We start from the raw sequence: 26317 nt of genomic DNA, 5'->3' as shown, positions 1-26317 counted from the left end.
CACGACCTTTGTGAAGGTTGGCAGCTTGCAAAAGAGACTTAACGGGAAAAGTCAGAACTATTAACCCCACCATCTGAATGGGACTTCACCTTGCCGAAGTGGAATATGCCTGCTGCCATCTGTCCAGACTGCGAAGGGCATGGGTGCGGTAACTGCTCGTATCGTGGGACTCGTGCAGAAGACTTGTGCGAACCAGTAGACGGCTATCGGCTGACCTATGTAGGACGCACTAGCCTTCAGACGGCTCACAATGTATATCTAGATGGTGAGTTCTTGGGAATTGTCTTCAAGGTCAGAAATGCTAATGAGTTATGGGAAAACGACCCCAAGACTTACTATTGGCGGTGTGGGGATGTAGTACGGTATTGGAGCGTGAAAGAGGCTGTAGAGGTGCTATCTAGGGCAACTGCTCCGATTGAACTGCTGCAAGTTCGTCGGGAGTTGGTAGCGGCGTAAGAAAATCAGTAAGTGTTGCCAAAAAGGTAATTTGGTAACACTTACTGTTTTCAGCTACGCCTATGAGATAGCAAGATGACACAGCGATATGGCTAAAATTGTAGTAGAAGATGTCAGCAAGGAGGTTTAGATGACAGACGATGTTAGATTTGACGATATTTACCTACGCCTCAATGAACTGACACAAGATGTTACAAACCTAAAAATTCAAGCAGGAACCATTGGAACGTCTCAGACTGCCATTGCTCAAACAATGACACTAGCCACTGGTTTAGCTTCGGATATGCGGCAAGTGAAAGCAGATATTAGAGAAATGAAATCTGATCTGAGAAACTTAAACGCAGGCTTAGAAGAAGTTCTCAGACTATTGCGTCAGAGAAACAGCCCAGAAGAATAGTTCACTTAATACAAATTACCAAGTTTTTAGGCGCTTTTGTAGTAACAAAAGCGCTGTTTTATTAGCTCTGCACTTGATACATCTGAAATCAATGGCTGCGCCAATGAGAGAGTGAAATCTATTGATATTAAACAATGATCTATCAAGAAAATAGTGCAGAATTACCCACCCAGGATTAAAGCTTCGCTTATTTTTTGCGAAAACTAACATTAAAGAAAGGCAGCAGCTACTATGACAGCTTTTGACTTTGATTCTGCTGAACACAAGGCATACGAAAAGACCCCAGCAGCTAAAAGCATTCCTTCACCCGCAGGCATTTGGATTGCTTACGAAAATCAACAATTAGCAGGATGGTACGAAAATAAAGAACTAGTTGGTGGGAAAGAGTATAAAGTCCTTACTAACAAGTTGGACGAAAACGATGAAAAGATAGGCATTCCTGGCGCTCTCTATAGACAACCACGAATACTTGTGATTGGGCGATCGCCTCTGCTATACGGAAACGATAGAAAGGTGATTGGAGTTTGGCGTAGCAGTGATGGTTTGGACAAGAACGCCTACAAATTCGGTAGGCGGTATATGGTGATTTTCGTCGATGCCCAAAATCAACCTCTTCATATCGCACCAGTACAAATAACTGCTTGGGGAGTGTTTCAAGTGTCGTTTGATCAACAACTAATGGCATTCCGTGAAACCTGCGAACAAGCTTATGCAAGTTTTCAAGGCAAACATCACCAACCGAAGAATTTACTTTGGCATTCGATGTGGGTATTTTGTCCCATATTGAAAACAGAGAAACGTGAGAAAGGGGGGCAAACTTCCAACGCCTGTGTATGTAGCGGATACGAAAAGCCCACTGCGCCCGACTGGGAGAGTTATTGTATTGGCAAGAAACCAATAGCTCAAGAAATTGCCCTTGTGCATAATTCCATCAGCGATTGGTGGAAAAAAGGATTGCCTAACAATAACTTACCAAAGCATACGTCTCATGCACTAGATCGCAATCAATTGATGATGGAGTCACAACGATTGATTGAAGCTTTAGGTTGGAAAGAGGAAAAGGGCAAACAGTTTCTCATAGAGAACTATGGTAAAAAAGGAAGACAGTCACTAACTAACGAAGAATTTGCTAACTTCGTCAACAAATTGCAGTCTATGCAAGCAAATTATGACGATGAAGTTGGTTACTGGGAGGATGTGCCTTCTTAATAGCCAAATACTTGTTGAGGTGATTACAGCAATTGCGTTCATCTTTATGCTTCCCTATTTACCTTCAAGTAGGGAAGCATATTTGATCAGTTCTCAAGTCTTTTCTACAGCTAATAAAGAAGGGACAGGGGAAAAGGTAAAAACCTTGCTTTTCTAAGGATAATTTAATTCCTGAATCCCTTTCCACTTTCCCCATCTTTTGATTTGGCTGTACGTATTTCAATCATTTAAAATACCCCATGACTATTACAATCGTTCACCCCACTATCGAAAATTTACAGCAGTTTTCTGACTCATTCGACATTGAGAAACTATTGCAATCTGAGGGAGTTCTGCCGTGGCTTCTAGCAAATGGTTGGAACTACGGCGATGAATCTTGTTTGATTGCAAACATTATCGATGAGTCAACAAGTCTTGATGAAATTTGGGAATCAGACGAGTTTGATTTTAAGGCTTTGCCTGATGAAGAGAAGGAAAAACTCAATCAAATCTTTGAGCATTTGTATCTGTAACATTTTCTACCCTCAATCAATAATTAACTTAGAGGCAACGAATTCTGCGTGAAAAACTCTACAGTCAGATTCAATCAGTCTAACTGTAGAGAAAAATCGATTCCACAAAAGATTATCACACAATCTACTTCAATACGAATCAGATGGAAACGAATTTGATTAAAGTGTATGATGCGACACTGTTAAGCTCATCAAAAGTTTATCAAATTAATGGTACACATTGTCGATACTTAGGCGATGCAGGTACTATACAACATCCACAGTATTTATTTGTACCTTTGCCAAATCAAAAGAAAAAAGCCAGCTTTCGATTAAATCGAAACAAACTCATGACTCGCTGTTATGAAGTCGAAGGTATGGTCTATGAGAAGCTTGCGGTACAGGATAATTCACAGCAACTTCAGCTATTTTAAGCCATGTCCATACATAAACCACCAGTCATCAAAAGACATATTAGGTTACAAAAAAGCTCTACAAAAGTAATCTATAGAGCTACTACAGACATTCGCTCTCTTGAGAAATCACCACAAAGAAAGCTTCGCTTAATCGAAAGTGAAAAATAATGATTGAGGTCAATAATAATGGTACGAGCAATTGACAACCCTATTGCTGTGAATTTCCTAACTGATGCAGTAGTCGAGCGCCACAATTTCTCGCAATTAAATAAAACCCGTATTAGATTTCGCATTCAGCTAAAGAAAAGTACAAAGTCTGCTGCTCCTAAATGGGCAGATGTCCTAAAAGCTGAGGTTTCTGAAATTGAATCAGACCTTGTGAAAGTTACAAATTCCGAAGTCGGTTTGCGGGGTATCAAAGTATTTAAGAAGTTGGATGAAGCTGCTGCCCAACTGAGGCAAGAGATTGCTTCAGTTCAAGAATGGATGTCTGCTGATACTGGTGATTGGGTTTGTCCTATTGATTTAGCTCCACTCGTTTGGAATCAGTTAATCAATATCAGGGATAATATCGCCCCTGGATTGCGTAATCAATTAAAAGCTGATTACGAAGCAGGACTTGTAGATTACCAGGAACGGATTGACCAGTTCCTCTCACTTAACACTTGGGAATTACCTCACGATAAGCAAGAATCAGTCAAAGCCAACTTAATAATGGCTTTTCCGACTCTGACTGACCTTGAAGACTATTTGCAAGTTGTTATTGGTCGTCCGGTGATTATCCCGGCATTGTCCGAGCAACTCAATCAGCAACAAGCCGAATGTCTTGACCAGATTACCAAGTTCATTCAGCAGTATGACCAAAATCTGGAGCAAAGGCTACGGGAATCTGCGATCGCTGGCGGTGAACAACTCGCCGCGCAGTTGCTTGAAGAGTTGGCTGATTGGGAGCCAGGACGTAAGCCCGTACAGTTCAAAAAGAAGATGCAACGCCATCTGATGAAGATTCAGGTACTACTAGCGAATGCTGACCCGGAGGCTGGCAGCAGCTTGGAGGCGATGATGGCGCACTTGGACTCTATCGTTAACGATCCCGCGATTGAGTCTAAAAATCTTGGTTCTGATACGCGCAGTCAATTGCAGCAAAAGATAGATTCTATCCGCACCAAGCTATTAGATGAACAGCGCAATCTGCAACAGCTTACAACTAGTGATGTAGGCTTGTCGAAAGCTACGGTCATGTCGTTCAAGTTCAGGTAAAAAACAGTCTTGGGCGAAGGTGCATCGCTCAAGACTAAGTACCTTAAACGAAAAATGCATATACACCTCAAAAAGAATACCGCACTTTTACTATAGGGACAAAATTCTCATGTCGCATTTCTCAACAGTTAAAACCAAGCTTGCTAACCGTGAATGTCTGGTACAAGCTTTACAAGATTTGAAACTGAATCCGCAAGTTCACGAAACAGCACAGCCACTAAAAGGATACTACGGTGGCTTTCAAGGACAAAGTGCTGAAATCATCGTATCTGGTCGCACAATTCAAGCTCGTGCAGACATTGGATTCAAGTGGAATCAAACAAGCGGTGTGTACGATGTGATACACGATAGCTACGAGACAGTTCCGAAGTTGGGACAAGACTTTTTCAGTAATAAACTAATGCTGGCTTATGGTAAGCATTTGGTTCGTGTCAAAGCTGCCGAGTTACAAGAAAAATTTGGTGAATGTGCGATCGCCGAAGAAACTAGCGGCACTGTGCAAACTCTACGGCTGACTTTTGCCGGACATCAGGAAGTTCAACAGTACGTGAGGAGATAAATATGGAACGTTCAATACTGATTCATTTTGACAATGCTACAGGTGAAGTCCGAGTGGAGGCTGAGGGATTCGAGGGCTTGAGTTGTTTATTAGCTACGCAACCATTTGAAGAGGCATTGGGTGTTGTGGAGGGCGATCGCATTTTCAAAGAAGAATCAGCACCACAACTTCGGACTACGAACAGCAGTCAAACACGTTTACGTCAGTAAAAAATGGGGGATTAAACCCCCCCCAAAAAGATCATGAGTGAATTAGCTAAAGAATACCTCTTTATCCATGTATACGCCCAGCAAAAACCACGCCAGCCCGTGATTATCAAAGCAAATACTGAAGGTTTGTGTGTGCTGCTGAATGCCATAGTTACCGCAATTGCCTACCAAGAGAACAACGGTACAGCAGAGGTTTTCGACGGCGATGCCAAAGTTTATGAAATAGTCGTGAGACTTGTTAATACTCACGATGAACTAGCTCCACAACATATCAAATTGAAAAACAATGAACCTCTCAAATCTTCTCTCCACGCTTGATTCGCAAATCCCCATTGCTGCGGTTGATGTCCTGTCTCCTGATGAAGCGACGATTATTCAGTGGCTGACTACTGAAGCTAACAATAAGCTCTCATGTCCAGTATTCTTCTGGAATCTGGGAGTATCAACCTTGGAGCAATGTTTAATCGCAGCAGATGGGGGATTGATGTTTAAACCAGTATCAGAGTACAAAAGACCACAACACGCTGATCCACTCCTATTCGTATTCGACTACATTGCTAACTTTAGTGGAAATGGTGTATTTATCCTCGGAGATATTCACCCCTTTATTGCTAAGAACTCGCCCCAATTGAGTTGGGAGATTTTGAGCAAGGTAAAAAACCTTTACCACAGGTTAAAACCCACAGAGAAACGCATTGTATTGTTGGGTCAGAACATACAACTACACGAATCTCTAGTCAGATTGATTCCTTATTGTGAAGTTCCTTTACCTTGTATTGACCAAATACTTGAGCATATCACTTCTTATTTGCATGACTTACAACAGTCTGCTAGGGAGCAAGAATTAAGTTTTACTGTTACGCTTGAAAATGCTGAATTTGAAACTCTTTCTCGTGCAGCGCTGGGTCTAACCTTAGAAGAAATTAGTGATTTCCTGCGGTTAACAGTCAAAGAAAACTTAACTAATGATGGTGTCGTTGTCGGCGCTGATTTCATCCCCAAAGCCGTCGAGTACAAAACTCGACTACTGTCTCAAATGGGTATCGAGTTGGGTAAACCAGCTACCATCCCATTCGGTGGACTCGATCTACTGCGTGATTGGTTGAATCGTCGGCGGCGGCTGTTCACACAAGAGGCACGAAGTCTTAGCTTACCCCAACCCAAAGGGGTGTTACTAGCTGGCCCACCCGGAACGGGTAAAAGTCACTGCGCCAAAAACATTGCTAGTATACTCAATTTGCCACTTCTGCAACTCGACATTGCGTCCCTTTTAGGTTCACTCGTTGGCGAATCCGAAGGTAATGTTAAACGCGCACTGAAAACAGCTGAAGCAATCGCACCTTGTGTCTTGTTTATTGATGAGGTGGAAAAGGCGCTTTCTGGTCAGGGTGATACTTCAGGTGTTAGTCAAAGGATTCTTGGAACTTTGCTTACGTTCATGAGTGAGTGTACTGCTGGGGTGTTTATAGTTGCGACCTGCAATGACCCATCAGCACTACCAAGTGAATTCAAGAGGAAGGGAAGGTTTGATGAGGCTTTCTTTGTTGATCTTCCCACAGAGCCAGAGCGTGTACAGATTCTGGCGATTCATCTACAACGCTTTGGCATTCATCTGGAATCAGAGTATTTGGAGGCGATCGCAGCCTCGACCGCAAAGTTTTCAGGGGCAGAACTGGAAACCCTTGCTTCGGAAGCTGCTCTGCTGGCATTCGATGAGGGTAGACCGCAGCAGGTAACACTTGCTGATCTGGAAACCTGCCGCCAAACCATTACTCCGCTTGCCATTCAGGATGCTGCGGCAGTTGAGCGTATGCAAGCATGGGCATCCACCGCACGACGGGCTAGTAGTCCTGTGGTTGCAGCGAAAACTCAGTCTTTGCGTGCTGCTAAGTTTCGCAATATGAACTGATGAGAAAGCGATTGTCTTCTGATCCTATGGGGCAATCGCTCTTTTAGGTTCGTAGCGATCGCGTTCAGTATATCTATCTCAGATGGGGCAATGCCCTGAAGTTAGGAAATTGACAGGGTAAGAAAGATGGAAATCTATTTAGTTTTTGTTGATGCTATCAAGAACAGCAATAAGTTCTGGGCGGCTATTGTCGAAGATAGTAACTTAACAGTACAGTGGGGCAGAGTCGGTTATCAAGCGCAAACGAAAATCCACACATTAGCCAATCATCAAAGAGCCATTGCTAAATTTCATAATCTGGTAGCAGAAAAGAAATCCAAAGGTTACAGCGAAAGCCAGCCAGAGATTGATGCTAGCCGCAGTGTTGCAGACATTAGACGAGCTATTCAATTGTTGAATATTATCCGTCCGGCTGTTGCTCTCCAGAATTTTGGTGATACCTACATATCTGCTCTTAATGAATATCTGAAAATTGTCCCAACACCTTTGGGGATGCAGATAAATTATCACAGAGTTTACCGCACAGTAGCAGATATTGACTATCAGCAAGAATTACTCAATTCCCTGTTAACGACACCCGCACCAATTGCTGCTGCGGTGGCTGTTGGTCATGCTCCTGAAGCCGCAACAGAACCCAATGTAGTCAGTCTCAAGACTATCAGCAAGAACTTCTGGCGACATTTGTAATTTGAGAAGCGTCACTTTGTAAGAGATGCCAAATAGCTACACTTCATTTTGGAATATTGTTTGAGTAAATTATGGAAATCAAGACTATTGCTGTAACTTACACACGTAAGTTCAATTTAGGTGACTATGGTGTGATACGTTCCTTCTAAATAAGTAGTAATACTTAAGGACGAAGGGCAGGGGACACCCTGACAACTTGGTATCTATGTGGGTGCGGCAAATACGCCAACTCCCACCCTCTCGGTACAAGAGTGACAGTGCATCCCCATCTAGGGAGACTGGTTATCAAACTGGATGAAGCGGGATGTTAAGTGTCAGTCAATCAGAACCCGTCTGAGGAAAACTGGCTAACAACTGACTATGAGCAGAAGACGAACTCTCGTCTGAACCGTCGTTACTAGGAAGTAGCCTACACGGGTTATCAGGCTACAGACAAAATGTCAACGAGTCAAGAAGTGCGGGAAGGGTCGTAGTTCCTTCCTGATGTACTCACCAAGGCTCCGGCGGATAGAGAGGCTCTAAAGTCAGAAACCAATGGATACCAGGAACGTATTAACCCTGCCATTGCTCTTTGATAATGGTCGATTATCAAAGTAGTAACCAGCACAAGCAATGGTTGGGAGGGATTGCTTCAAAAGCCAAAGCCGTATTGTAATGATACGGATATGCAGACAGAAGCACGATGAACTAGAAGGTAAACAAGTCACTAGCAGTAAATAAGCTATGAACACGGAACAACCGATGTATGGATGGAACGAAATTCCTTGGCGAAAGCTAGAGAAAGTCGTTTTTAAGCTGCAACAACGGATTTACCAAGCCAGTCTACGTGGTGAAGTCAAAAAAGTCCACAAGCTCCAAAGGCTGATGATGAAATCCTGGTCAGCAAAATGTTTAGCAGTTAGGAGAGTAACTCAGGACAATCAAGGGAGAAAGACTGCCGGAGTTGACGGGGTTAAATCCTTAACTCCAAAGCAAAGACTAACCTTGGTTGAGCGACTAAAGATAGGAGCAACTGCCGAGCCTGCCCGACGGATTTGGATACCCAAACCTGGTACGGATGAAAAACGACCGCTCTCAATTCCAACTATGAATGACAGAGCGGCGCAGGCACTCTTAAAACTAGCACTAGAACCAGAATGGGAGGCACGATTTGAGCCAAATTCCTATGGTTTTCGACCAGGAAGAACAGTACACGATGCGATTGCGGCAATATTTGACAATATCAGACTCAAGCAAAAATATGTGTTAGATGCTGATATTGAAAAATGTTTTGACCAAATTAATCATGTAAAACTTCTGGAAAAAATACAGACTATGCCGACGGTCGCTAGACAAATAAAAGCATGGTTAAAATCAGGAGTAGTTGACCAAGGAACATTATTCCCGACAGATAATGGAGTACCGCAAGGTGGGGTAATTAGCCCCTTGTTAGCAAACATCGCCCTGCACGGAATGGAAAGATATATAAATGAAGCTTTCCCATTCAAAAAGTACCAAAAGGGTAAGAAAGTGACTTGCATTTCTCCTGCCCAATTAATCAGGTACGCGGACGACCTTGTGGTAATCCACGAAGACAAAGGGGTAGTAGAACAGTGTCAACTTTTATTAAATACATGGTTGAACGATATCGGACTGAGACTTAAGCCCAGTAAGACAAGAATCCGGCATACATACATAGAGATGGAGGGAGAAACAGGCTTTAAATTTCTGGGTTTTCATATCCGTCAATATCCAGCCGGAAAGAATCACTCAGGCTTGTCTACCAATAAAGAACTACTGGGTTTCAAGACCATCATCAAGCCTTCAAAGGAAGCCATTAAAAGACATTGGGCTGAATTGTCAAAGGTAATTGATAGTTGTAAATCTAAAAAACAATCAGGATTGATTAAAAAACTCAATCCGATTATTAGAGGATGGTGTAACTATTACTCGACTGTAGTTAGTGGGGAAACCTTTAACGACAATAAGGATTACCTATGGCATAAGCTCAAAAGTTGGGCAAAAAGAAGACACCCAAGAAAAACGTGGAACTGGGTTAAGCATAAGTATTGGAACCAGCAGTGGAAATTCACTGATGGCAAAGCCACGCTTACTAACCCAGCAGAAACGAAAATCGTTAGACATATAAAAGTCAAAGGTGTTTCTAGCCCCTATGATGGCAACCATACATATTGGAGTACAAGACTAGGTAAAAACCCATTGTTACCAACAAGAGTAACTAACCTCTTGAAGAAACAAAAGGGAAAATGTACCTGGTGTGGATTAAGACTCAAAGATGGGGATTTGATGGAGATCGACCACATTACTCCTAGAAATCAAGGAGGAAAAAATGATTATAAAAATCTCCAACTACTTCACAGACATTGCCACGACTCCAAAACAAAACTGGACAGATTGGTACACATTACAGAGTGCTAGTTCATTGAGGAGCGGAGTGAGAAGGAAACTCTCACGCTCCGTTCTGAAGCCGAGCGTGGGTGGTAACATTCCACGCTTAGGGCAACAATCTTTAGAGTTAAGTTGCTCCTTCTGGGGACAAATTGACCCAGCAGAAGAAGATGCACAAGGGACGACACAATTTCTATTTCAACAAGCAAAAGATTCTGTTAAGGAAGCTGCAATCCCAGTAATTAAAGCTTCCACCCATCAAATGAATAAAGCCAAAATGTACAAGCACTCTGCAACAAACCAATTTGACGAACTGGATAGTTTCTAATAACTGAAATTCACCTTTTAAATTCAAAAACACTTTAGTCAAGCATTAATACTGCTTGGCTATTTTTTTCTGCCATCGCTTTGTTTCCTACAAACCACAACAGGAAAGATATCATGCCTAAAAAAACTAACCCAGTCCCAAAAGACCATTCCCAGTTATGCCTTCAGTACCTTCGCTGCCGCGGTGGCAGCGCTCGATTATGCACCATCAATTTTAGTCTTAGTGTGATTCAAACCTTGGTCAATCAAAGAAAGGTAAAGATTACGAATACAGGTGCAGGATTTTTTGTGGAGTTGGACGAAGTGAAATGAAAACCCATAAAGTAACTCATCAATCATCTTTGCCTTCAAACACTCGTAATAAATTAGTTCTTCGTCGGACTCGAAAAAGATTTAACCCCAAAGTATTCATTGACCGCACCATAGAAAGAACTGCAATCGCCTCTCTGCTTTTAACTGGGTTTTTAGGAGTAGGAGCAATGGGGTGTTGGGGACTGGAGATTATTGAGACTAATACTAATTCCAACATAATTATCTCTGGTTGGGAGTACCAGAAAAACAGAAGTCTTAGAGCTATGTTTGTCAGTTTTTCTGCATTCTTGGGCAGTTCTTTAGTCGGAGCAAGCCTCAGTATTCAACGAGATAAATTTTAGGGAAAGAAACGGGCAATGAAAGAGTACAAAACTAAACATGGCGGCTACAAAATTGAGACTGCCGAGTTATCAGATGGCGCTGTGGATGTTCATGTGGGAAAAACAGGTCTGTTAAAAACAACTTGGGCATCACCTTCAACTCAAACTTTTGACAATCATACGCAAGCTGTTCGCCATGCCAAAAATGCTATTGATAACGGCGAAATTGATTCAGTTTTTCAAGGTTAAAACACTAATGGAAATCAAGTTAACTACATCAGAGATTCGGACTATCTTACAAGGCTGTCAACATACATTGCGGCTTGTTGGCAGTAGCCGAGATTATCGTAACATTCAGTCTTCGCAGTATTTCTCTACATCAAAAAATGTGGTGCTAAATGATGCGTTCAATATTTTAGGAGAAATAGTGGATGCAATTGATCAGGTGGAGCAAATTAATCAACAAGGAGAACCTAAATATGGAGCAGGAAATTAAAAATGCAGTCGGTTTGGGTAGCCCAGAACTGGTAATAGAGTCAAAATCGGAGCCGGAACCAAAACCGGAACCAAAACCAACAGTAACGATTTATGATTTTGCCGCTCTGTTATCTAAGCACGAACCACCCAAAAAACAGCAATAAATATGAAACGACCAGTTTTTCTCTCTTGTATTAGTGCAGCAGCAGCAACAATTATTTGTGGATATTTCGGCACTCAATATCTCGGCAGAAATATCATGTACGTTATTAGTGGAGCAATAGCTGGGACTGGGATCACAGCCTTCATGGTTGACCGAATTACTGGTCAAAATGAAATTGACCAAGTTATGTTGCGCCGACCTCGACCTTTAAATAGACCCACCAGTTGTATAGGTTGCAAATACTATCACGGGATCTCTTACAACGGCTCCCCTTTAATTTGTTCTGTTCATCCCGAAGGCATTGAGGGCGCGAAATGCCCCGATTGGCAAGGCTTTCAACTATCTAAAGAAGGAGCAATAACATGACGTTAACTCTAGATAATCGCTCTCGAAACAAAGAATCGTCTCTGACGCAAGCATTACGGCAAATACAGCAGTTAAACTCCAAGATTGCTGTGCTAGAGCAGCAGCATCAAGATTATGTGCATCAGCAACAGAATTTGATTGCTGCGATTGCCGAAATCTGTGTTTCTCCGATCCAGGAAGTACAGGCGCTGCGGATTCTGATTTATCGGGGAGAAGCAGCTTGTCGGCAGTACCTACGTTCAGTGTTGGTTAAACAAAGTCAGGCTTCAAAATGACCATAGGGGAAATCATTTGCCCAGTTCATATAAAAGAGCCTTGCATAAATTAAAGCGATCGCCGCTGGACAAAGAGGCGATCGCTTCTGCCAGAAATGGCAGTTATCCCAAAACTTAACTTTTGAGCTAAAGTATGAGCGCACAAACTGAAGAAATCAAAGAACTTGACCCATTAGTTTTTTGTGAAATTTGGGGATTGAGTTATGAACAGGCATCAGAATATTTAAATGTTAGAGCCAGAACAATAACAGCTTATGCCTGCAAAAAATCATCTAGAACTCATCGTCAACCATCTTCGAGAGTAAAAGCTTTAGCCGCAATACATCATAATAAATGGTTGAAAGAAGGTAAGAGTTTCCGCTCCGAAGGAGCTTGGTAAATATCCCACTGAAAATTTCTAAGTTATCAACAAAGTTGTCAACAAAGTTGTCAACTTAGTAGCTTGAACCGCTTGGCGCGGTTTTTTATTATAAAAGAGCAAGGTCAATAGACAGTCAATAGACACTGGTCATTGATATCCACATGGACATCCATATTGACACTTAGATGCTACGGATATTGACTATCTTTTTGAGGCTATTGATACGGATTTGACTAAGTTCATGGAATCAGGATGGAGAAAACAACTTTTTAATCAAAAACAAAGCCAATCAGGGGTAAATCCCTTAGTTTTACCAATGTCAAAAGCGAAAGCGGCGAAGATTTTAGGTATTTGTCCCCGGACATTGGAACGATGGGCAAAAGTCGCTTCTTTGATTCCAGAGTATAGATTAATACTTTTAAGGATGCAGGCATTAGCCCAAGAGAATAATCTCCGTGCTGCACCGATCACATCTTATCAAGTGTGGGTGATAGCAAAGATTGGTGAATTGTTTGGAGATATTACTCAAGGGATTGACAAAAAGGCTCTTGTCGAAGCAATTGTTGAAGCAAATAAAGTCGAGTACACCCGTGCCCAGTTTGAACAAGAGCAATTAGGATTTACATCACACAGTTTAGGAGAAACACATCATGTCGGATAGCATATTTACTCGTGCAGAATTATTTGAATTATTGAGTGCTAACTACAAGCCAGAGCAAATCATTGCTGGGTTAGAACAACTGGCTCAGTCAGATCCAGCAGTTGATCCGAACGCTCAAGAATTTCCCGTGGATATCAGCGATCGCTTAGAAAAGTTGTTCAATCTAGCGCAAGCAACCCTCGACCAATCAAAGCTGTTAGGAGGTGAGAGCAATTTGGCGAATATACAAACTCATGCCATAGAAAGTGTGAGTGAACAATTACATCTTGCTGGAGTCAGTCGGGAAACGTTTAAAGCATTCTTGGACATTGTGGCAGGTAAGACTGTTGCTCAAGCGCTGGCAGTTCATGAGTTTGAGCAAGAATTGTTTGATGAAATCACCAGTGAACTTGATGCTCGTTCATTACAGCGACGCACAGAGCAAGGTTTTGATGAAATAGCGTTTATTTATCAGTTGGCCAAAAATCCTGAAATCAGGCAACAAATTACCCAAGAGTACGGGTTAAAGACTGGGGATGAGATTAAGCAACAAGTTCAAACCCTCACTACTGCTGCAACTGTTGGTTTTGACCCGAAAGCATTTTTAGACGAATTAGGAGTGCCGACATCAGAAAAAAAGTCTACACGACCTGCGACAATTCAGGATCTGAAAAATTTGACACGCTCTTTGTTGAGCGAGAAATTCCAATCTCCAGCTTAAAATGGCGCAAGTTCTTCAAGGAGAATCTTTTCGGATTCTCAGTCATTTTTTTTCTAGTTTGCATTGGGCTGTCTGTTTATGTTCGTGTTATTAATGCACCAGCACCCCAGACAACACAAACTATCGGACGGCAACAACCGTAAAATATTCCGGTTGAGTGGCAATGAAATACCAAAAGCAAACGATGTTGGGATTATTGGGCATGGGGTTAATCGCAAGTCCTTGGTTATCACAACTGCCAGCCCAATTCAAAACTTACTCTCACGGCATCACGATTCGAGAGTCTGAAGAACTAGAACGCATTAAAGCCGAGCAAAGGGCAGAAACCGCCGACAAAATTAACTCTCTTGGAGTTACGCCCTCATTCAGTAAGTTACGAATTAGGAACTATCTAGACTCGAAGAAACGTAACCCTAGACCTGATACTACCGGTTATTTAGAAGATGAAACAGTTTTTGTGTATGACTCAACTGGTTTATGTATTGGGCGAATTGAACAAAGGCAATGGAAATGGAAATGGAAATATCGGTTCAAAAATGCTTGTAAGAATTCGCCACTGTACCAAAATTCTCGTGATTGATTTATGAAATATCTCACTCCAAACAAATCTAATTCACAACCAAAACCAGAATCATCACCACAAAAAGAGCCGAAAAAAGGAGGGAGTGACTACTTAGAATTATTAGCTCGGTGGATTGTGGCATTAATCTCACTGCCAGTCATCTTTATCTCACATATCATTGCCCAATTCGTTACCCCAGGCACACCCGGATACAAGCTTGTTGGTGCGATTGGTTTTTGGATTGGGACACTTCTTTCTACTGATAGCATTTGGCAAGTTTTATTCCAGGGAAAACCGATTTTTCCCTGGTTTGAAACAGAATGGATTGGTTGGTTTGGTTGGTTACAACTCCTATTTAATCCCTTGTTTTGGATTAGCTTCGGTATCTCTGCACTAGTGCAAGTGATGGAAGCTCGAACCTTACGTGGTAAAGACCCACAACAGGCCAAGAACGAGTTTGAGGAATCAAAACAATACACACTCGGCAGTAAACCGAATGGCAATATCGACCTGACAGTGGCATTGTGGGGTGATTATAAAGCTGCTGGCATGAAAGAACGTCATACAGGGGGAGCGATCGCACTGTTTTTCTGGGTTCTGGATCTGACTACTACCTTCGTTGGTCGCAATCCCTTCAGATATACGAACCCAGGTTTGATTTTGGCTTGCTTTGCTTACAACGTAGCTTCAATGATGGCAGGCGAGATTGGTTACAACATTTGGAAGTTGACTAAGTAAGAGGGATTCACATGCATCAACAAATACCAATGCTCGGTACAAAAGAAACGGCACTTTTACGTGACGACTACCCCAGCATTGAGTATTTGGAAGCTGGGAATACCGCCTCTTGGTTACAGGAACGTCAAGATCAGTTATTAGTCCGCGCCAAAGATGAGCGTAATGGCATGAATCTGGCGAAGTTCATCACACTGGCCACAGCTCTTACTGGTGCAGTTTGTTATGCTACCTCTCCTCTTGCTCCCATCGGTGCAGTCGTAGCTGGTGTTGGTTATCTGTGGTCAATTGTTCAGGACTTAAACGATACCCATCAATTTGCACCCATTCCTTTTATTCGTGGTGACTTCTTTGCTTTCCTTTCTGCAATGGGTGATAGCGTCGCACGGGCTGAATATTTCGCTAACCAAAATGAACTGGCTGACTTGATGCTGCATCTGGAGCCAATGTCTAAGTATGAGTTTGCCATGCTCAAGCAATCATCTCATGTGGTGTGTGAATACTTGAGCGCCGTTGAGCCAGGAAAAAGATTTTACGCTTACCGTTGGTTACTTGATTGGTTTATTCAGCTACGTGGGCAGTTTCCCACCCGTGAGCAATTGTCTGGGCATTTAGCGCAAGTGACAATTGACCCACGAGTTAACTACCAACAAGTAACAGTTATTCAAGAGGCGATACAACCACAAAACCTTGGTATCCCACAAGCTCGATTTGCTCAATTACCAAATCATGCTGTGGGAGCAAGGTTTGAAGAGGAAACGGGGCACAATGCTAAGAGCTTCGGGGAAATTTTTCCCATGATCCCTGCTCCCATGACCTCTGCTTCTTCCCCTCCAGTCAATACCGAAATCTCTACCTACACCACTAAACCCAAAGTGCAGTATGACCTAATTGGGCATATTGCTAAGAAAGTGACAAATATGCTGTGGGTTGGTGTCCCTGGTTCTGGCAAGGGCATCACCATTAGCAATGCAATCGATGCTATTAAGCGATTGCATCCTGGCATACACATCTTTTATATTGACCCCAAAGGTGACGAGAAAGAAACCGGTTATTTCAAAGGTCGTGTTGATACTTTTAAACGGGCTAAAATCCTAGAAATGTCTCCGGTCGAAGCCGTTAAATGGGTCAAAGAATGCTTTACCGAATTTCAAAATATCTCTGGCTCCAAGCTGATTATTTTGGATGAAGGTACGGCTGTCTGTTCCAAATTTAAAAATACCAAGGGTGAAATTGGTTGGCTTAAAGACAAAATCATCTCTTACTGTTCTTGCGGTGATAGTTCCGGTTGGCATTTCTGGATTGTCGTACAAAACCCTCACACTGATGACTTGGGCATTTCTGGCGGACTGCGATCGCAGCTAACTTCAGTGGCGTTGGTTCATCCTGATAACGTCCCAGCTTACAATGCCATGATTGCCACTCAACTCATCCCCAGCGATCGCAAAATTACCTCAACCCAAGTAATGGAGATTGCTGCACAATCACCAGTCGGTCGAGCAGTTTATTACGGCGGCATCAATGAATGGATACCAATGCCTCTGTTAAAGAATTTCTCTGGTTATGACCGGGATACCAAAAACTTTATTGACTCTGCACCAAGTAATAAGCAAACCTCTCAAGCTGAAACTAAGGAGTCTTGCACACCAACAACCCAAGCTCAACAGATGTTGGCACTTTTAGAGAAGACGAAAGCCAATTCCATTGATGAGTTTATCCAAACCGAGTTGAAATTAGACGGGATTCCACCAGAGCTAATCCGAAAAGGAATCGAAAGATTGCTTCAAAATTCACATCTTAAATACAAATTCGACAGTTGCGATAGTAATCAAAATTAATGTTTAAAATTTGAGATTTAACGTTTGAATAAGGTTAGGACTTATTAGTAGAAGTTGGCATGATTAAATTATTGATTTGCTGTTCACCTAATTCAATTCTTGATACTGGCTCTTGCCCTTGGGTTGGATGAAAATTTATCAGATGAAAAGATGAAAATAAAACTGGCTCCTCTGCTCAAACAAATAGCCACTGTCGAACTTGGCTTTTTAGCCATACTGTTGCTAAATGGAGGTCGCCCTTCAGTATTTATAGTAGGATTGAGCGTAGTTTTAGGTACTTGTTTTGTTGTTTGGAGCGAAAATAAGTGAATACGAAATATTAGAATATGGTCATAAAACCTACTAAAGCAAACACCCTCTAGGGATAAAAGTTATGAACTCTATAGACCCAGACGTAAACAATCCTAAGCTACAGTCAGGAGTGATTGTATTAGACGAATTTGCTGCCATTGAAAAATCTCTTGAAGGGCATCCACAACGCCAAGAGATTTTAAAAAAACTTCAGAAGTATCAATCTCAGCTTTTATGGCAGGAGCAGAATAAGAAAGGTTAGTTAATTTGTAAGAATTCAGCATCCAGGAGTCAGAATTAAAAAGGACTTTAATATGCTTAGAATACTCATTCATTATTTGATAAGCATTTAATACTTCTCGTCAATCATTAGCCCATCTTTAGTATGTTTTAATTATTCCCAAAGTTCTTCAATCTGATTGAAAGCTTTCCCAGGAGGTAACTTTCCATTTGTTTCCAGATTAACAATATAGGTAACTTTCTGCGAAAATTCTTGTAAATTAGCATTAAATGCTAGATTTTCTGGCTTTACTCTTCCGCAATAGCGATACCGAGTATAAATAAAGTTTTTTAGCTTTCTTGATTATCATTAAATTGCGTCATTGAACTTTTTCTATTAATTTTAAATTTTTTGAATAAAAACTTATTGATGCTTTGGCTTAAGATAATTTGCTTAAGTCCCGTTAAATATTCTGCCAGGGCGAACGCATGGTATTTCTGAAACCCTTGCTAGATAAGGATATTGACGAAAAAATAGGCTAAAATAAAAAACGCCTAAACCCTTGCTATTAAAGGATTTTTATACTTTAGATGCGTTTGCCCTGAATATTCTGCCTACCTGTATATAATGTTTTTTCTCAAAAATTCTTTTTTTGGCAGCAGATAAGGATTTTCTAAATATCCACTCTTTATTTCTAATTTTGTTTAAGTAGTTGTCAGCGTATTGAAAAGCTGCTGACTTATCGTATTTAGCTATACTAAGTGCTTGCAACAGTACTTCTAAAGGAATTGCCACCTGTGTGAGCTTTTCAGCTAATATTACTGACTCTTCTTCTGTTGCCACTACTGTCGCTTCTAATGGTTCAAAATTTATTTGCTTATTTATACGGTTATCTAACATTGCAGTATCAGCCATAAATGCACCTTCAAAACTTGTATAATGCAGTTTTACTGAAAGGCAGCAGGAATGAATCCGTGTTTATGCGGGACTTATTAATCAGCTAACTTTATAAATCCGGACAATTGCCGTAACGAGCGCATTTTGATTAAAAATCTCGTTCGCCATCTTTTTCCAAGATGGAAATTAATTCAAACACTCGCATATTTTCTCCCGTCCAAACTTTATCTAGTAACCGCAAATTTTCAATAGTTAAGTCGTTCTCTTTCATTATCGATACATTTGTTTTGCCCAGTGCCATCAACAAATCTTCAAATACAACTAAGCCATTAAACTCCAAGCCTTGAATCTCAGCTGATGCTAAGGCTGACAATCGCTTACCCACAGGAAGAAGCCCCTTATAGAATAAGCTAAAATATTAATCAAAATCAGTCCAACTTTCGCCTAAGAAACGGAATTATCAATTTTTTAATGGTCTAGAAGTTCGATTCTTCCAGTAAAATTTTGTGATATTTTCTCTAAAAGGTAATTGTTATGAGTCAATCTGATTCACTTTTGGTTAAGCTCCGCAAGTATTGTTTTGTTATAAATCAATCTGATTCACTTTTGGTTAAGCTTCGCAAGCATTATCTTCTTACACTTTTTGCCGGAACTCTTGGTGGATTTACTTATGCTGCCTTATCTTCTCATAGTTTACAAATTGTAATGATTGGAGCTATTATCGGTGGTCTCAGTTATAGCAGTGCTGAGTGTGTAAGTTTGCTAGGCAATACTTGGTGGCAGAGAGGATTATTCTGGGGAACAACTATGGCAATTACTATCGGTGGTCTTATTCATTTATTACTACCATCAGTTCATTATAGTTTTCTGCCGCGTCTCATTGGTTTTCTAGCTGCTGGTTTACCATACTACCTTGCGAGGGGGCAAAAAGGGCTAATACGCAAATAGAAGGCAGGCGAATAGCTCAATGGCACGCTTGTAAAGCTCTAAGTTATGCAGAATAATTGCACCTGACTAAATCATTTATCAGACAACGACACAACCAGAAGATGTTCTTGCGGCGAAATACCCAACTGTTGCAGCAGGAGTTAGAGCTTGAAGCCGAACTGTTAGAAGAGAATCCAGAGTTAGCCCAGGTGATTCATTCTCTTAATATGCAAGAGATTCAGAGTAATCAGCGAGGGCTAGAGAATATTTTAGGTTCAGAAGGATCACCTTCAAAAGAGCAAAGTGTTTGGAGTAAGTTTTTTCCGGGGTTGGGAGTTAATTATGGTGTAGACTAAATCAATTTCGCTTTTCTTCACTATAGAAAATCATTTGATTGAAGATTAACTATAGCTTTTGGGCAAGATATGGAATTTGACTGTAGAGCAATAAGAGATAAAGACAAATGGGGATAAAAGTGACTTACTCAGTTTATATAGAATCTAACTCTGGCACAAAAGCGGATGTGTCAACCAATTTGCCTGATAGAACTGAAGCGTTAGAATCTGCCTTAAAGCTGAATCATATTGTCAAGGACGCAGGATACAGAGGTAAGGCTTGTAAAGTTGTTGACCATGATGGCGAAAAATGATGCTGGAATAATCAAAGACTAAGAATTTACATCAAGAGAAAAATATTCAGCCAAGCGTTTTATTGGAAAATTTCAAGCTGTTTTGATAATAACCCATTTTGACTTTTTGATATTGTTTAGATATTTGTCAGCGTAGCGGAAAGCTGCTGCCTTATCGTATTTCGCTATATTCAGGGCTTGTAACAATACGGATAAAGGAATTGCCACCTGTGTAAGCCTTTCGGCTAATATTACTGACTCTTCTTCTGTTGCTGCTACTGTCGCTTCTAATGGTTCAAATTTTATTTGCTTATTTATACGGTTATCTAACATTGTAGTATTAGTCATAGATGCACCTTCAAAACTTGTATAATGCAGTTTTACTGAAAGGCAGCAAGAATGAATCCGTGTTTATGCGGGACTTATTAATCAGCTAACTTCATGAATCCGCACAATTGCCGTAGGAGCGCATCTTGATTAAAGATTTCGTTCGCCATCTTTTTCCAAGATGGAAATTAATTCAAACACTTGCATATTTTCTCCCGTCCAAACTTGATCTAGTAACCGCAAATTTTTATAGGGGTTTCGCACGAAAAAAAACTGCATTTGATCGCTGATTATGACTCAACCAGGATTTAGAAATATTGTAAAAAATTGACCCGCTATTTAGTATGCTCTTTTCGAAAAGCCACTACTCGGATAAGCATTAGGCATTGTCATTGCCGCTATTAACTGGTATGTCGAAATGCAATACGTCTTCGCGCTCGCCCAACTTTGTATAAAGTTTAATGGCTGGATCGTCACCGATATCCGCCTGGACGAAAATGACATAAGCTCCACATGCCGCTGCTACTTCTTTCAGCTTTTGAATTAATCCCGTTGCGATTCCCTGCCGTCGGTGTGCAGCAGCAACAGCTAAATCGTATATGTAAATCTCACTGCGCTCCTGCTCGAACTTTTTAAGCTCGTAGGCAGTAAGACCACCAACGACCTCGCCTTCTTTCAATGCGGCGATCGCAATGAAGTAGTCACTATCAAGCAGTTGCCGCAGATAGTCTGGACTAGGCGGATTTCTATATGTCTCAACCTCATCGAACGCCTCACCAAAGGTCGCTAATAGAGCTTCCATTAATGCAACGTCCTCCGGCACAATCTGTTGAATGCTTAAGTTCATTGGTATTTCCTAAGCTATATTCCTGCTGAACGGCTAAATCCTGCTCGTTCATACAATATCAGACCAAAAGGCTAAACCCAAAAATCAGTTGAGTATAGTTTGCTGTTATGGCTGTCTTTGAGGCGCTGTTATCGGAATTGCTACGTTGTTTATTAAGCCCAGTGTGACTGTGGCGGCGATTGGGTTGGGTTTTACGGCTGGGGTGTCTGGGAAATTGCTGGTTCAAAAAGAGGAATAAGTTGAAGTAGTTGAAGATTGGCTTTAATTGTTTAGCTGAACTCTTGGATTCATTGGAGTAAATATGTCTTGGTCGAAATCTATTTCAATGGACGTTGCTAATAAAATTTTTGACGTAATTGGAGTTTCTTTTGAGCAGAACGAATTAGAGGGCGGTTACATCGCTAAACATGAAAGTAAGACTTTGAGAAGGCCAACATTGACCGCTTGCTGTATGGCTGTTTTATCTGACTGGGTAACAATTAAGGAAAGTTGAATTTATATCTGACTTATACAGTTTTCGTGTTTGAGTCTCAACAAGTCCGGTTCGTCGGCACACCAGAAAAAATTGAGTGGGTAGCTGCTGATATTGTCGCTATTTTGTATCCACAAGCAGACCCACACAATTATTCCAACTATCTGGGCAAAGTTCCTGCAATATGGAAGGATCATAAACCAATTATGACCCCTCCCTGGTGAAAAGCAGAAAATGGCAATGCTTTATGAACTAGGGCTGTATTCGCTTTGTTGATTTCTTATGCTTGAGACTATAGCCGAATGGTACGCTTGTAAAGGTGAAATGCTTGCCAGGTCTGGGGGTTGGGTTGCAGCTTCGTGTGTTTAAGACAATTGAATGCGAGGTAAGTCCGGTCTGCGATCTTTGCTGTGTCCTTTGTACAGCAACAGTGGCGGTAATGCTTGCTCAACTTGCTGATGATCCGTTTGGAGGTTAGTAACTTTTACTCAGCATTGGCTTAACGCCGTGCTATCCATGTACAGCACTTTAAAACACTGTTTGGCGCAGTTCTGGAAATACTTTGGAGACTTTATTCAGAAGATAATCGCCATAAGTCCCACGAAATTCGTGGACACTGGCTTTATCCCAGCGATCGCTTCGATCGTCATTCACTACTATGCCGTTGAGTTCTATAGGTTTGACTTCAATGTTGAAATTGGGATCAAAGAAAAATGGAAATGACTTGCGACTACTTGTCGATCGATTCTGAACGCGGTGGGGTGTTGAGCGATACAGTCCTCGTGTCATCCGATCGAGCATATCCCCAATGTTGCATACGAATGAACCAGGAATAGGAGGTGCATCTATCCAACCAGATTTTAATTTGACTTGTAATCCACCTGTATTATCTTGTTTTAGTATAGTTAATACTCCATAATCTGTATGTTCGCCAACGCCCCATTTAGATTCAGATAATGATGAATTAGGAGGGTAATTGAAAATCCGAAATAATATTAATGGGTCTTTTGTATAACGGTCCGCAAAGTAGGACTTTTCTAACCCCAAACTGAGAGCAATACCAGCCATTAGGGTGTGTCCAAGTCTGGTCATTGAGTCTATATAATCCAGCACTGTTTCCCGAAATTAGGGAATATTGGATGGAAAAAGATTTCGACCGTGCATTGGCACACCAGTTTTCACAAGTGGGTGGTCTGATTCTAGCTCTGTACCGAAGTAAATACCTTCTTTTAAGTCCGGTCTACCTGATGTCAACTCATTACCTACGGGGAAATATCCTCGCCATGCTTTACCACCAAGAGCCATACGAATCTTCAGTTTTGTTTCTACATCCTGCGCGAAAAACTGTTGGCTGAGATGTTCTAACTGCTTTTGTAGTTGCTCATCAACTCCATGTCCGACGATATAGAAGAAACCGTAATCATGGAGAGCTTGTCTAATTTGGTCTGCAATTACATCACTGGAGTTGCTAGTTTGAGAAACCAATGGACTAATATCAATGATGGGAACTTCTGAAAGCTCTTTATCCACAACTTGTAAGATTGTCATACTCTGTTTTTTTAGTCGTGCGTAGACTAATAACTAGACTACATAATAAATAGTATAGGAATCCGGTTTGATTTTTGAAACGATCTACGTAGTCAGGGAATAGGGTATAGGAAAGAAGGCTTTCTAAGATGTACTGAGTTTTTTCAGAAATCAAATATGAGTCCTATATGTAATCGAACTGATATGCGATATTCCGTCGCAACTAACGCCCAAATCTACCTTGTGTCACCTTCAATTCTGATTCTTGCTTACTAGAGTTAACCATTTTCACCAAGTGCTGATTTAGATAACTTTGCGCCGAGATATAAAGACTTTCCCAAATCTCTTGATTGCGGCTGATTTTTGTGCCGACTGTATTCCCTGCTGTTTTCTCCGACACCAAGTATTTGCGGAAATAGTTATTCCATAAGTGTTGCAGGAAATCTTCAGCGAATTCGTTAAACGGCAGAATCCATTTATAGTCTTTGTCCAGAAATACCCGATATGATGCAATTATTGGTAATGCCAAGTCAGTTGGCGCACCAAACCCGAATGAATACTTGCTGTCCGGCAACAACGTCGTTTTACGTATATCAATTGATGCTAGGTCGTTAGCACCCTTTCTTCTGGGGTTGCTGATATAGTCTTGGATTATTTCGTAGAGTCTTTGCTCTATCCACAAAGCATGAGTCAACAGAGGCAGTAAAGCGGTTAATCTTTCCCTTTCTGCGTCTGTGATGTTACTTGGAAGACTCATCCCTGCTGGGTGTTTGGTTCGTTTATTGCCGTCGGGGTTGTATTTATTTCTGTCGAGGCAGTAAAGGAGCTTGAGCAAATGGGTTACATTACACTGGGCATTTCTGGGAGCGCCGCTTTGGTTTTGGTAATAAGCGATGCGGAATTTTCTATCTTCTTTCTGTTCTAACTGAGCTAAATACTGCTTGATAAATTTGTAATCACCTCTGGCGTTGACTTTGGAGCGAGAATCTACTGGCGTTGTAGTGTTGGAGGCTAGGGCTATATCTTTAGCTGATTCTTCAGTCAGCCCGATGTGAATCGTAACTTTTACTCTGGCTTCGGTTAGGTCGTATTTGTAATTTTTAGCTTGCTCAAAAGCTAAAACCGTATGCCCTCCGTTGATAATCCCATCGCTACCGCCCTCGTTTGCTTCTAAAATTTCTAGCTCCAGTTCAGTTTTGTTCTTGACAGGTTTAGCAATATTAGCTGACAGAACGATTCCACTGTGGCGAGAGAAGAATTTTGCAGGTTCGGTGGTCAGTGAGTCGAAGATTTGTCTGTAGGTCGCGCTTTTGCGGTTTGGTTCGCGGATGTTCGGTTCTAGCGGCAGGTCTATAGGGAACGAGTCTACATGGGCGGTGGCGATAATGCAATTGGGGTTGGCTTGAAAATAGCTATCTACCTTTAAGTTCCAAGTTTTGGGCATAGTTGATTAGAGTTGAGTTAATCTTGAACTTGTGCAATCAGGAAATCAAAAATCTAAAATTATATAAGCAGGACAGCTTATCCTTCACTAATCAACTGTAACAAGGCTTCTGTCGAAATCTTGCCACTGATATCAGCACCTTCCAAGAGGCTGTCTGCCAAATCTCGCTTTTGGTGATGCAATTGCACAATCTTTTCTTCAATAGTATCTTTTACAACTAGACGATAAATCGTCACCGGACGTTGTTGCCCAATCCGATGGGCGCGGTCTGAAGCTTGGTCTTCTACAGCAGGGTTCCACCAAGGGTCTGTATGGATGACATAATCAGCCGCAGTCAGATTAAGTCCTGTACCCCCGGCTTTGAGACTAATCAGAAAGACATCCCCTGAACCAGCTTGGAATGCATCCACCCTTTTTTTCCGCTCTGCCACTGAAGTACTGCCATCTAAATATTGATAATTAATACCTTGCTGCTCCAGATAATCTCTAATAATGTGCAAATGGTCAACAAACTGACTAAACACCAACGCCTTATGACGATTTTCCAGAAGTTCACCCAGCACCTCACCAAAAAGTTGTAACTTGGAACTGGGTAATTTAGTGTCAGGCATAACGAGGCTGGGATTACAGCAAGCGCGACGCAGTTTCATAATCTCAGCCAAAACTTGCAAATGTTTCTTTCCTGCTTCGGCATCAGTTTCGGTAAGTTTAGATATGGCCTGACGGCGCAAGGCTTCATAGAATGCTTTTTCCTCTCGACTTAACTCTACATGCAACAGAATTTCGGTACGAGATGGTAACTCTTCTAGTACCTGATTTTTTGTCCGCCGCAACAGAAATGGTTGAATCAGTTTTTTGAGTTTATTACGTGCAAGTTTATCCTGATATTTTTCAATGGGGGTAGCAAATCGTTGATTGAAGCTTTCAAAAGAACCCAATAACCCAGGATTAATAAAGCGGAACAAATTCCACAATTCACCCAGGTGATTTTCAATGGGAGTCCCAGTAGTCAACAACTTAAAATTAGATTTTAGGTTCATGGCTGCCTGAGAACGTTTAGTAGTCATATTTTTAATCGCCTGGGCTTCATCTAGGACAATTGTTTGCCACTGTACACCAGAAAGCATTTGCGCTACTTCTTCTTGCTGTAATAAACCATAACTGCACACCAACATATCTAAAGGTTGTAAACCATCCAATAATTTTTGGCGGTTAGCACCAGAAAATTGAATAATATTCAGAGTTGGGGCAAATTTCTGCGCTTCACTCACCCAATTCATACACACAGAGGTGGGGGCAATAATTAAAGTTGGCCCTTCATGGGCGTTTCTGAGAATAACCGCCAATGCCTGCAAGGTCTTACCCAGTCCCATTTGGTCTGCTAAACAAGCACCCACACCCCAATGTGCTAGCCGCGCCAGCCAACAAAAACCTTCCATCTGGTAATCACGTAGTTCTGCCTGAAGTGTAGATGGCAGTTCCGGCTGGAGGTTCTGCACCTCCTTAAGTCGCTCTCTATGTGCCTTCCAATGTTTATCTGCTTTTACCTTACCTACCTCATCAACAAAATCCTCTAACCCTAATGTTGCCAAGGGGTGAAAACGGGGTGAACGAAAAAAGGTGTGGGGAAGAAAAAACGAGTTAGCGTACTATTTACGC

The 26317-nt window shown here is 41.5% G+C and carries 39 protein-coding genes and 1 pseudogene; 31 read left to right on the top strand and 9 right to left on the bottom strand.

Annotated features, from left to right (window positions below):
* Nucleotides 1-105 precede the first annotated feature (105 nt).
* The 26 genes from RMY64_RS34250 to RMY64_RS34125 all read left to right on the top strand — a co-directional run bounded on the left by RMY64_RS34250 (nucleotide 106) and on the right by RMY64_RS34125 (nucleotide 17631).
* Nucleotides 106-456, top strand: coding sequence for a hypothetical protein (locus RMY64_RS34250; protein WP_322702388.1), 351 nt, complete (start codon nucleotides 106-108; stop codon nucleotides 454-456).
* A 130-nt stretch (nucleotides 457-586) separates the two neighbouring features.
* Complete coding sequence (locus RMY64_RS34245) at nucleotides 587-853, top strand: hypothetical protein (RefSeq protein WP_138506138.1); 267 nt, start codon at nucleotides 587-589, stop codon at nucleotides 851-853.
* A 231-nt stretch (nucleotides 854-1084) separates the two neighbouring features.
* Complete coding sequence (locus tag RMY64_RS34240; protein ID WP_322702387.1) at nucleotides 1085-2062, top strand: DUF5895 domain-containing protein; 978 nt, start codon at nucleotides 1085-1087, stop codon at nucleotides 2060-2062.
* A gap of 239 nt (nucleotides 2063-2301) precedes the next feature.
* Nucleotides 2302-2574: a hypothetical protein gene (locus RMY64_RS34235; protein ID WP_322702386.1), complete on the top strand. Its 273-nt coding sequence runs from the start codon at nucleotides 2302-2304 to the stop codon at nucleotides 2572-2574.
* Between the two features lie 143 nt (nucleotides 2575-2717).
* Nucleotides 2718-2987, top strand: coding sequence for a hypothetical protein (locus tag RMY64_RS34230; protein ID WP_322702385.1), 270 nt, complete (start codon nucleotides 2718-2720; stop codon nucleotides 2985-2987).
* Between the two features lie 168 nt (nucleotides 2988-3155).
* Entirely contained in the window at nucleotides 3156-4229 is a 1074-nt protein-coding gene (locus tag RMY64_RS34225) for a hypothetical protein (protein WP_322702384.1), read from the top strand.
* A 109-nt stretch (nucleotides 4230-4338) separates the two neighbouring features.
* Nucleotides 4339-4788 carry a DUF1257 domain-containing protein gene (locus RMY64_RS34220; protein ID WP_322702383.1) on the top strand — a complete coding sequence of 150 codons (450 nt, stop codon included), beginning with the start codon at nucleotides 4339-4341 and terminating at the stop codon, nucleotides 4786-4788.
* A gap of 2 nt (nucleotides 4789-4790) precedes the next feature.
* On the top strand, nucleotides 4791-4997 hold the full coding sequence (locus RMY64_RS34215) for a DUF2997 domain-containing protein (protein WP_322702382.1): 207 nt from the start codon (nucleotides 4791-4793) through the stop codon (nucleotides 4995-4997).
* A gap of 33 nt (nucleotides 4998-5030) precedes the next feature.
* Nucleotides 5031-5315 carry a hypothetical protein gene (locus RMY64_RS34210; protein ID WP_322702381.1) on the top strand — a complete coding sequence of 95 codons (285 nt, stop codon included), beginning with the start codon at nucleotides 5031-5033 and terminating at the stop codon, nucleotides 5313-5315.
* The gene (locus tag RMY64_RS34205) at nucleotides 5284-6906 is read left to right on the top strand and encodes an AAA family ATPase (protein WP_322702380.1); all 1623 of its coding nucleotides are present in this window, start codon (nucleotides 5284-5286) and stop codon (nucleotides 6904-6906) included. The genes RMY64_RS34210 and RMY64_RS34205 overlap by 32 nt, the downstream gene beginning before the upstream one ends.
* A 126-nt stretch (nucleotides 6907-7032) precedes the next feature.
* On the top strand, nucleotides 7033-7593 hold the full coding sequence (locus tag RMY64_RS34200; RefSeq protein WP_322702379.1) for a WGR domain-containing protein: 561 nt from the start codon (nucleotides 7033-7035) through the stop codon (nucleotides 7591-7593).
* Between the two features lie 723 nt (nucleotides 7594-8316).
* Nucleotides 8317-10011: a group II intron reverse transcriptase/maturase gene (ltrA, locus tag RMY64_RS34195; RefSeq protein ID WP_322702378.1), complete on the top strand. Its 1695-nt coding sequence runs from the start codon at nucleotides 8317-8319 to the stop codon at nucleotides 10009-10011.
* A 16-nt stretch (nucleotides 10012-10027) separates the two neighbouring features.
* Nucleotides 10028-10309, top strand: a complete 282-nt coding sequence (locus tag RMY64_RS34190) for a hypothetical protein (protein ID WP_322702377.1) — start codon at nucleotides 10028-10030, stop codon at nucleotides 10307-10309.
* Nucleotides 10310-10616: 307 nt separating this feature from the next.
* A complete protein-coding gene (locus RMY64_RS34185; protein WP_322702376.1) occupies nucleotides 10617-10961 on the top strand; it encodes a hypothetical protein in 345 nt (114 codons plus the stop codon).
* Nucleotides 10962-10976: 15 nt separating this feature from the next.
* On the top strand, nucleotides 10977-11189 hold the full coding sequence (locus tag RMY64_RS34180; protein ID WP_322702375.1) for a hypothetical protein: 213 nt from the start codon (nucleotides 10977-10979) through the stop codon (nucleotides 11187-11189).
* Between the two features lie 7 nt (nucleotides 11190-11196).
* Nucleotides 11197-11436: a hypothetical protein gene (locus RMY64_RS34175; protein WP_190937371.1), complete on the top strand. Its 240-nt coding sequence runs from the start codon at nucleotides 11197-11199 to the stop codon at nucleotides 11434-11436.
* On the top strand, nucleotides 11420-11581 hold the full coding sequence (locus RMY64_RS34170; protein WP_190937372.1) for a hypothetical protein: 162 nt from the start codon (nucleotides 11420-11422) through the stop codon (nucleotides 11579-11581). Before RMY64_RS34175 ends, RMY64_RS34170 begins: the two co-directional genes overlap by 17 nt.
* A 2-nt stretch (nucleotides 11582-11583) precedes the next feature.
* On the top strand, nucleotides 11584-11946 hold the full coding sequence (locus tag RMY64_RS34165) for a hypothetical protein (protein WP_322702374.1): 363 nt from the start codon (nucleotides 11584-11586) through the stop codon (nucleotides 11944-11946).
* Nucleotides 11943-12221, top strand: coding sequence for a hypothetical protein (locus RMY64_RS34160; RefSeq protein WP_322702373.1), 279 nt, complete (start codon nucleotides 11943-11945; stop codon nucleotides 12219-12221). Before RMY64_RS34165 ends, RMY64_RS34160 begins: the two co-directional genes overlap by 4 nt.
* Nucleotides 12222-12354: 133 nt before the next feature.
* Complete coding sequence (locus RMY64_RS34155; RefSeq protein WP_322702372.1) at nucleotides 12355-12600, top strand: hypothetical protein; 246 nt, start codon at nucleotides 12355-12357, stop codon at nucleotides 12598-12600.
* A 223-nt stretch (nucleotides 12601-12823) separates the two neighbouring features.
* Nucleotides 12824-13243, top strand: a complete 420-nt coding sequence (locus RMY64_RS34150; protein WP_322702371.1) for a hypothetical protein — start codon at nucleotides 12824-12826, stop codon at nucleotides 13241-13243.
* On the top strand, nucleotides 13233-13943 hold the full coding sequence (locus RMY64_RS34145) for a hypothetical protein (protein ID WP_322702370.1): 711 nt from the start codon (nucleotides 13233-13235) through the stop codon (nucleotides 13941-13943). The genes RMY64_RS34150 and RMY64_RS34145 overlap by 11 nt, the downstream gene beginning before the upstream one ends.
* Before the next feature lie 163 nt (nucleotides 13944-14106).
* Nucleotides 14107-14523 (top strand): hypothetical protein, encoded by a 417-nt coding sequence (locus RMY64_RS34140; protein WP_322702369.1) that lies wholly within the window; start codon nucleotides 14107-14109, stop codon nucleotides 14521-14523.
* Nucleotides 14524-14526: 3 nt separating this feature from the next.
* A complete protein-coding gene (locus RMY64_RS34135; RefSeq protein ID WP_322702368.1) occupies nucleotides 14527-15243 on the top strand; it encodes a hypothetical protein in 717 nt (238 codons plus the stop codon).
* 11 nt (nucleotides 15244-15254) lie between these two features.
* Nucleotides 15255-17078 carry a hypothetical protein gene (locus RMY64_RS34130; RefSeq protein ID WP_322702367.1) on the top strand — a complete coding sequence of 608 codons (1824 nt, stop codon included), beginning with the start codon at nucleotides 15255-15257 and terminating at the stop codon, nucleotides 17076-17078.
* A gap of 373 nt (nucleotides 17079-17451) precedes the next feature.
* A complete protein-coding gene (locus RMY64_RS34125; RefSeq protein WP_322702366.1) occupies nucleotides 17452-17631 on the top strand; it encodes a hypothetical protein in 180 nt (59 codons plus the stop codon).
* A 537-nt stretch (nucleotides 17632-18168) separates the two neighbouring features.
* Here RMY64_RS34125 and RMY64_RS34120 read toward each other — a convergent pair.
* Together RMY64_RS34120 and RMY64_RS34115 are read right to left on the bottom strand one after the other, a co-directional pair.
* On the bottom strand, nucleotides 18169-18504 hold the full coding sequence (locus tag RMY64_RS34120) for a hypothetical protein (protein ID WP_322702365.1): 336 nt from the start codon (nucleotides 18502-18504) through the stop codon (nucleotides 18169-18171).
* Nucleotides 18505-18634: 130 nt separating this feature from the next.
* On the bottom strand, nucleotides 18635-18871 hold the full coding sequence (locus tag RMY64_RS34115; protein ID WP_322702364.1) for a hypothetical protein: 237 nt from the start codon (nucleotides 18869-18871) through the stop codon (nucleotides 18635-18637).
* Nucleotides 18872-19020: 149 nt separating this feature from the next.
* Here RMY64_RS34115 and RMY64_RS34110 point away from each other — a divergent pair, with 149 nt between their 5' ends.
* The 3 genes from RMY64_RS34110 to RMY64_RS34100 all read left to right on the top strand — a co-directional run bounded on the left by RMY64_RS34110 (nucleotide 19021) and on the right by RMY64_RS34100 (nucleotide 20062).
* Entirely contained in the window at nucleotides 19021-19434 is a 414-nt protein-coding gene (locus tag RMY64_RS34110) for a hypothetical protein (protein WP_322702363.1), read from the top strand.
* Nucleotides 19435-19490: 56 nt separating this feature from the next.
* Nucleotides 19491-19769, top strand: a complete 279-nt coding sequence (locus tag RMY64_RS34105; protein ID WP_322702362.1) for a hypothetical protein — start codon at nucleotides 19491-19493, stop codon at nucleotides 19767-19769.
* Nucleotides 19770-19888: 119 nt separating this feature from the next.
* Nucleotides 19889-20062 carry a hypothetical protein gene (locus tag RMY64_RS34100; protein WP_322702361.1) on the top strand — a complete coding sequence of 58 codons (174 nt, stop codon included), beginning with the start codon at nucleotides 19889-19891 and terminating at the stop codon, nucleotides 20060-20062.
* Between the two features lie 72 nt (nucleotides 20063-20134).
* Here the strand turns inward: RMY64_RS34100 and RMY64_RS34095 are convergent, their stop codons facing one another.
* The 3 genes from RMY64_RS34095 to RMY64_RS34085 all read right to left on the bottom strand — a co-directional run bounded on the left by RMY64_RS34095 (nucleotide 20135) and on the right by RMY64_RS34085 (nucleotide 21215).
* On the bottom strand, nucleotides 20135-20389 hold the full coding sequence (locus RMY64_RS34095) for a hypothetical protein (RefSeq protein ID WP_322702360.1): 255 nt from the start codon (nucleotides 20387-20389) through the stop codon (nucleotides 20135-20137).
* A gap of 129 nt (nucleotides 20390-20518) precedes the next feature.
* Nucleotides 20519-20647: a hypothetical protein gene (locus RMY64_RS34090; RefSeq protein WP_322702359.1), complete on the bottom strand. Its 129-nt coding sequence runs from the start codon at nucleotides 20645-20647 to the stop codon at nucleotides 20519-20521.
* A gap of 100 nt (nucleotides 20648-20747) precedes the next feature.
* Nucleotides 20748-21215: an AAC(3)-I family aminoglycoside N-acetyltransferase gene (locus RMY64_RS34085; RefSeq protein WP_322702358.1), complete on the bottom strand. Its 468-nt coding sequence runs from the start codon at nucleotides 21213-21215 to the stop codon at nucleotides 20748-20750.
* Nucleotides 21216-21516: 301 nt separating this feature from the next.
* On the opposite strand from RMY64_RS34085, the gene RMY64_RS34080 reads away from it, so the two are divergent.
* Together RMY64_RS34080 and RMY64_RS34075 are read left to right on the top strand one after the other, a co-directional pair.
* Nucleotides 21517-21708 (top strand): hypothetical protein, encoded by a 192-nt coding sequence (locus RMY64_RS34080; protein WP_322702357.1) that lies wholly within the window; start codon nucleotides 21517-21519, stop codon nucleotides 21706-21708.
* Nucleotides 21705-21911, top strand: coding sequence for a hypothetical protein (locus RMY64_RS34075; protein WP_322702356.1), 207 nt, complete (start codon nucleotides 21705-21707; stop codon nucleotides 21909-21911). Before RMY64_RS34080 ends, RMY64_RS34075 begins: the two co-directional genes overlap by 4 nt.
* A gap of 304 nt (nucleotides 21912-22215) precedes the next feature.
* On the opposite strand, the gene RMY64_RS34070 is transcribed toward RMY64_RS34075, so the two are convergent.
* From RMY64_RS34070 to RMY64_RS34055, 4 genes and pseudogenes are all read right to left on the bottom strand, one after another.
* On the bottom strand, nucleotides 22216-22779 hold the full coding sequence (locus RMY64_RS34070; RefSeq protein WP_322702355.1) for a 2OG-Fe(II) oxygenase family protein: 564 nt from the start codon (nucleotides 22777-22779) through the stop codon (nucleotides 22216-22218).
* Between the two features lie 33 nt (nucleotides 22780-22812).
* Nucleotides 22813-23235, bottom strand: a complete 423-nt coding sequence (locus tag RMY64_RS34065; RefSeq protein WP_322702354.1) for a 2-oxoglutarate and iron-dependent oxygenase domain-containing protein — start codon at nucleotides 23233-23235, stop codon at nucleotides 22813-22815.
* Between the two features lie 202 nt (nucleotides 23236-23437).
* Nucleotides 23438-24658, bottom strand: coding sequence for an AIPR family protein (locus tag RMY64_RS34060; protein WP_322702353.1), 1221 nt, complete (start codon nucleotides 24656-24658; stop codon nucleotides 23438-23440).
* Nucleotides 24659-24735: 77 nt separating this feature from the next.
* Nucleotides 24736-26262, bottom strand: a pseudogene (locus RMY64_RS34055) (DEAD/DEAH box helicase); the annotation flags it as partial.
* Between the last annotated feature and the right edge of the window lie 55 nt (nucleotides 26263-26317).

It is taken from the genome of Nostoc sp. DedQUE08, from assembly GCF_034530895.1.
In the GTDB taxonomy this organism is placed as follows: domain Bacteria; phylum Cyanobacteriota; class Cyanobacteriia; order Cyanobacteriales; family Nostocaceae; genus Nostoc.
Note: the sequence above shows the minus strand (reverse complement) of the source record. Positions and strands in the feature narration are given on the sequence as shown.

Excerpts from the sequence above, each read along its gene's own strand:
- RMY64_RS34135 (WP_322702368.1), top strand. The coding sequence starts at position 14,527 with ATGAAATATCTCACTCCAAACAAATCTAATTCACAACCAAAACCAGAA.
- RMY64_RS34230 (WP_322702385.1), top strand. The coding sequence starts at position 2,718 with ATGGAAACGAATTTGATTAAAGTGTATGATGCGACACTGTTAAGCTCA.
- RMY64_RS34240 (WP_322702387.1), top strand. The coding sequence starts at position 1,085 with ATGACAGCTTTTGACTTTGATTCTGCTGAACACAAGGCATACGAAAAG.
- RMY64_RS34150 (WP_322702371.1), top strand. The coding sequence starts at position 12,824 with ATGGAATCAGGATGGAGAAAACAACTTTTTAATCAAAAACAAAGCCAA.
- RMY64_RS34120 (WP_322702365.1), bottom strand. The coding sequence starts at position 18,504 with ATGGCTGATACTGCAATGTTAGATAACCGTATAAATAAGCAAATAAAT.
- RMY64_RS34245 (WP_138506138.1), top strand. The coding sequence starts at position 587 with ATGACAGACGATGTTAGATTTGACGATATTTACCTACGCCTCAATGAA.
- ltrA (WP_322702378.1), top strand. The coding sequence starts at position 8,317 with ATGAACACGGAACAACCGATGTATGGATGGAACGAAATTCCTTGGCGA.
- RMY64_RS34070 (WP_322702355.1), bottom strand. The coding sequence starts at position 22,779 with ATGACCAGACTTGGACACACCCTAATGGCTGGTATTGCTCTCAGTTTG.
- RMY64_RS34160 (WP_322702373.1), top strand. The coding sequence starts at position 11,943 with ATGACGTTAACTCTAGATAATCGCTCTCGAAACAAAGAATCGTCTCTG.
- RMY64_RS34185 (WP_322702376.1), top strand. The coding sequence starts at position 10,617 with ATGAAAACCCATAAAGTAACTCATCAATCATCTTTGCCTTCAAACACT.
- RMY64_RS34170 (WP_190937372.1), top strand. The coding sequence starts at position 11,420 with ATGGAGCAGGAAATTAAAAATGCAGTCGGTTTGGGTAGCCCAGAACTG.
- RMY64_RS34215 (WP_322702382.1), top strand. The coding sequence starts at position 4,791 with ATGGAACGTTCAATACTGATTCATTTTGACAATGCTACAGGTGAAGTC.
- RMY64_RS34250 (WP_322702388.1), top strand. The coding sequence starts at position 106 with ATGCCTGCTGCCATCTGTCCAGACTGCGAAGGGCATGGGTGCGGTAAC.
- RMY64_RS34090 (WP_322702359.1), bottom strand. The coding sequence starts at position 20,647 with ATGCAGTTTTTTTTCGTGCGAAACCCCTATAAAAATTTGCGGTTACTA.
- RMY64_RS34130 (WP_322702367.1), top strand. The coding sequence starts at position 15,255 with ATGCATCAACAAATACCAATGCTCGGTACAAAAGAAACGGCACTTTTA.
- RMY64_RS34095 (WP_322702360.1), bottom strand. The coding sequence starts at position 20,389 with ATGACTAATACTACAATGTTAGATAACCGTATAAATAAGCAAATAAAA.
- RMY64_RS34085 (WP_322702358.1), bottom strand. The coding sequence starts at position 21,215 with ATGAACTTAAGCATTCAACAGATTGTGCCGGAGGACGTTGCATTAATG.
- RMY64_RS34145 (WP_322702370.1), top strand. The coding sequence starts at position 13,233 with ATGTCGGATAGCATATTTACTCGTGCAGAATTATTTGAATTATTGAGT.
- RMY64_RS34080 (WP_322702357.1), top strand. The coding sequence starts at position 21,517 with ATGTCTTGGTCGAAATCTATTTCAATGGACGTTGCTAATAAAATTTTT.
- RMY64_RS34065 (WP_322702354.1), bottom strand. The coding sequence starts at position 23,235 with ATGACAATCTTACAAGTTGTGGATAAAGAGCTTTCAGAAGTTCCCATC.
- RMY64_RS34205 (WP_322702380.1), top strand. The coding sequence starts at position 5,284 with ATGAACCTCTCAAATCTTCTCTCCACGCTTGATTCGCAAATCCCCATT.
- RMY64_RS34125 (WP_322702366.1), top strand. The coding sequence starts at position 17,452 with ATGAACTCTATAGACCCAGACGTAAACAATCCTAAGCTACAGTCAGGA.
- RMY64_RS34200 (WP_322702379.1), top strand. The coding sequence starts at position 7,033 with ATGGAAATCTATTTAGTTTTTGTTGATGCTATCAAGAACAGCAATAAG.
- RMY64_RS34210 (WP_322702381.1), top strand. The coding sequence starts at position 5,031 with ATGAGTGAATTAGCTAAAGAATACCTCTTTATCCATGTATACGCCCAG.
- RMY64_RS34180 (WP_322702375.1), top strand. The coding sequence starts at position 10,977 with ATGAAAGAGTACAAAACTAAACATGGCGGCTACAAAATTGAGACTGCC.
- RMY64_RS34220 (WP_322702383.1), top strand. The coding sequence starts at position 4,339 with ATGTCGCATTTCTCAACAGTTAAAACCAAGCTTGCTAACCGTGAATGT.
- RMY64_RS34175 (WP_190937371.1), top strand. The coding sequence starts at position 11,197 with ATGGAAATCAAGTTAACTACATCAGAGATTCGGACTATCTTACAAGGC.
- RMY64_RS34140 (WP_322702369.1), top strand. The coding sequence starts at position 14,107 with ATGAAATACCAAAAGCAAACGATGTTGGGATTATTGGGCATGGGGTTA.
- RMY64_RS34155 (WP_322702372.1), top strand. The coding sequence starts at position 12,355 with ATGAGCGCACAAACTGAAGAAATCAAAGAACTTGACCCATTAGTTTTT.
- RMY64_RS34165 (WP_322702374.1), top strand. The coding sequence starts at position 11,584 with ATGAAACGACCAGTTTTTCTCTCTTGTATTAGTGCAGCAGCAGCAACA.
- RMY64_RS34235 (WP_322702386.1), top strand. The coding sequence starts at position 2,302 with ATGACTATTACAATCGTTCACCCCACTATCGAAAATTTACAGCAGTTT.
- RMY64_RS34110 (WP_322702363.1), top strand. The coding sequence starts at position 19,021 with ATGAGTCAATCTGATTCACTTTTGGTTAAGCTCCGCAAGTATTGTTTT.
- RMY64_RS34060 (WP_322702353.1), bottom strand. The coding sequence starts at position 24,658 with ATGCCCAAAACTTGGAACTTAAAGGTAGATAGCTATTTTCAAGCCAAC.
- RMY64_RS34225 (WP_322702384.1), top strand. The coding sequence starts at position 3,156 with ATGGTACGAGCAATTGACAACCCTATTGCTGTGAATTTCCTAACTGAT.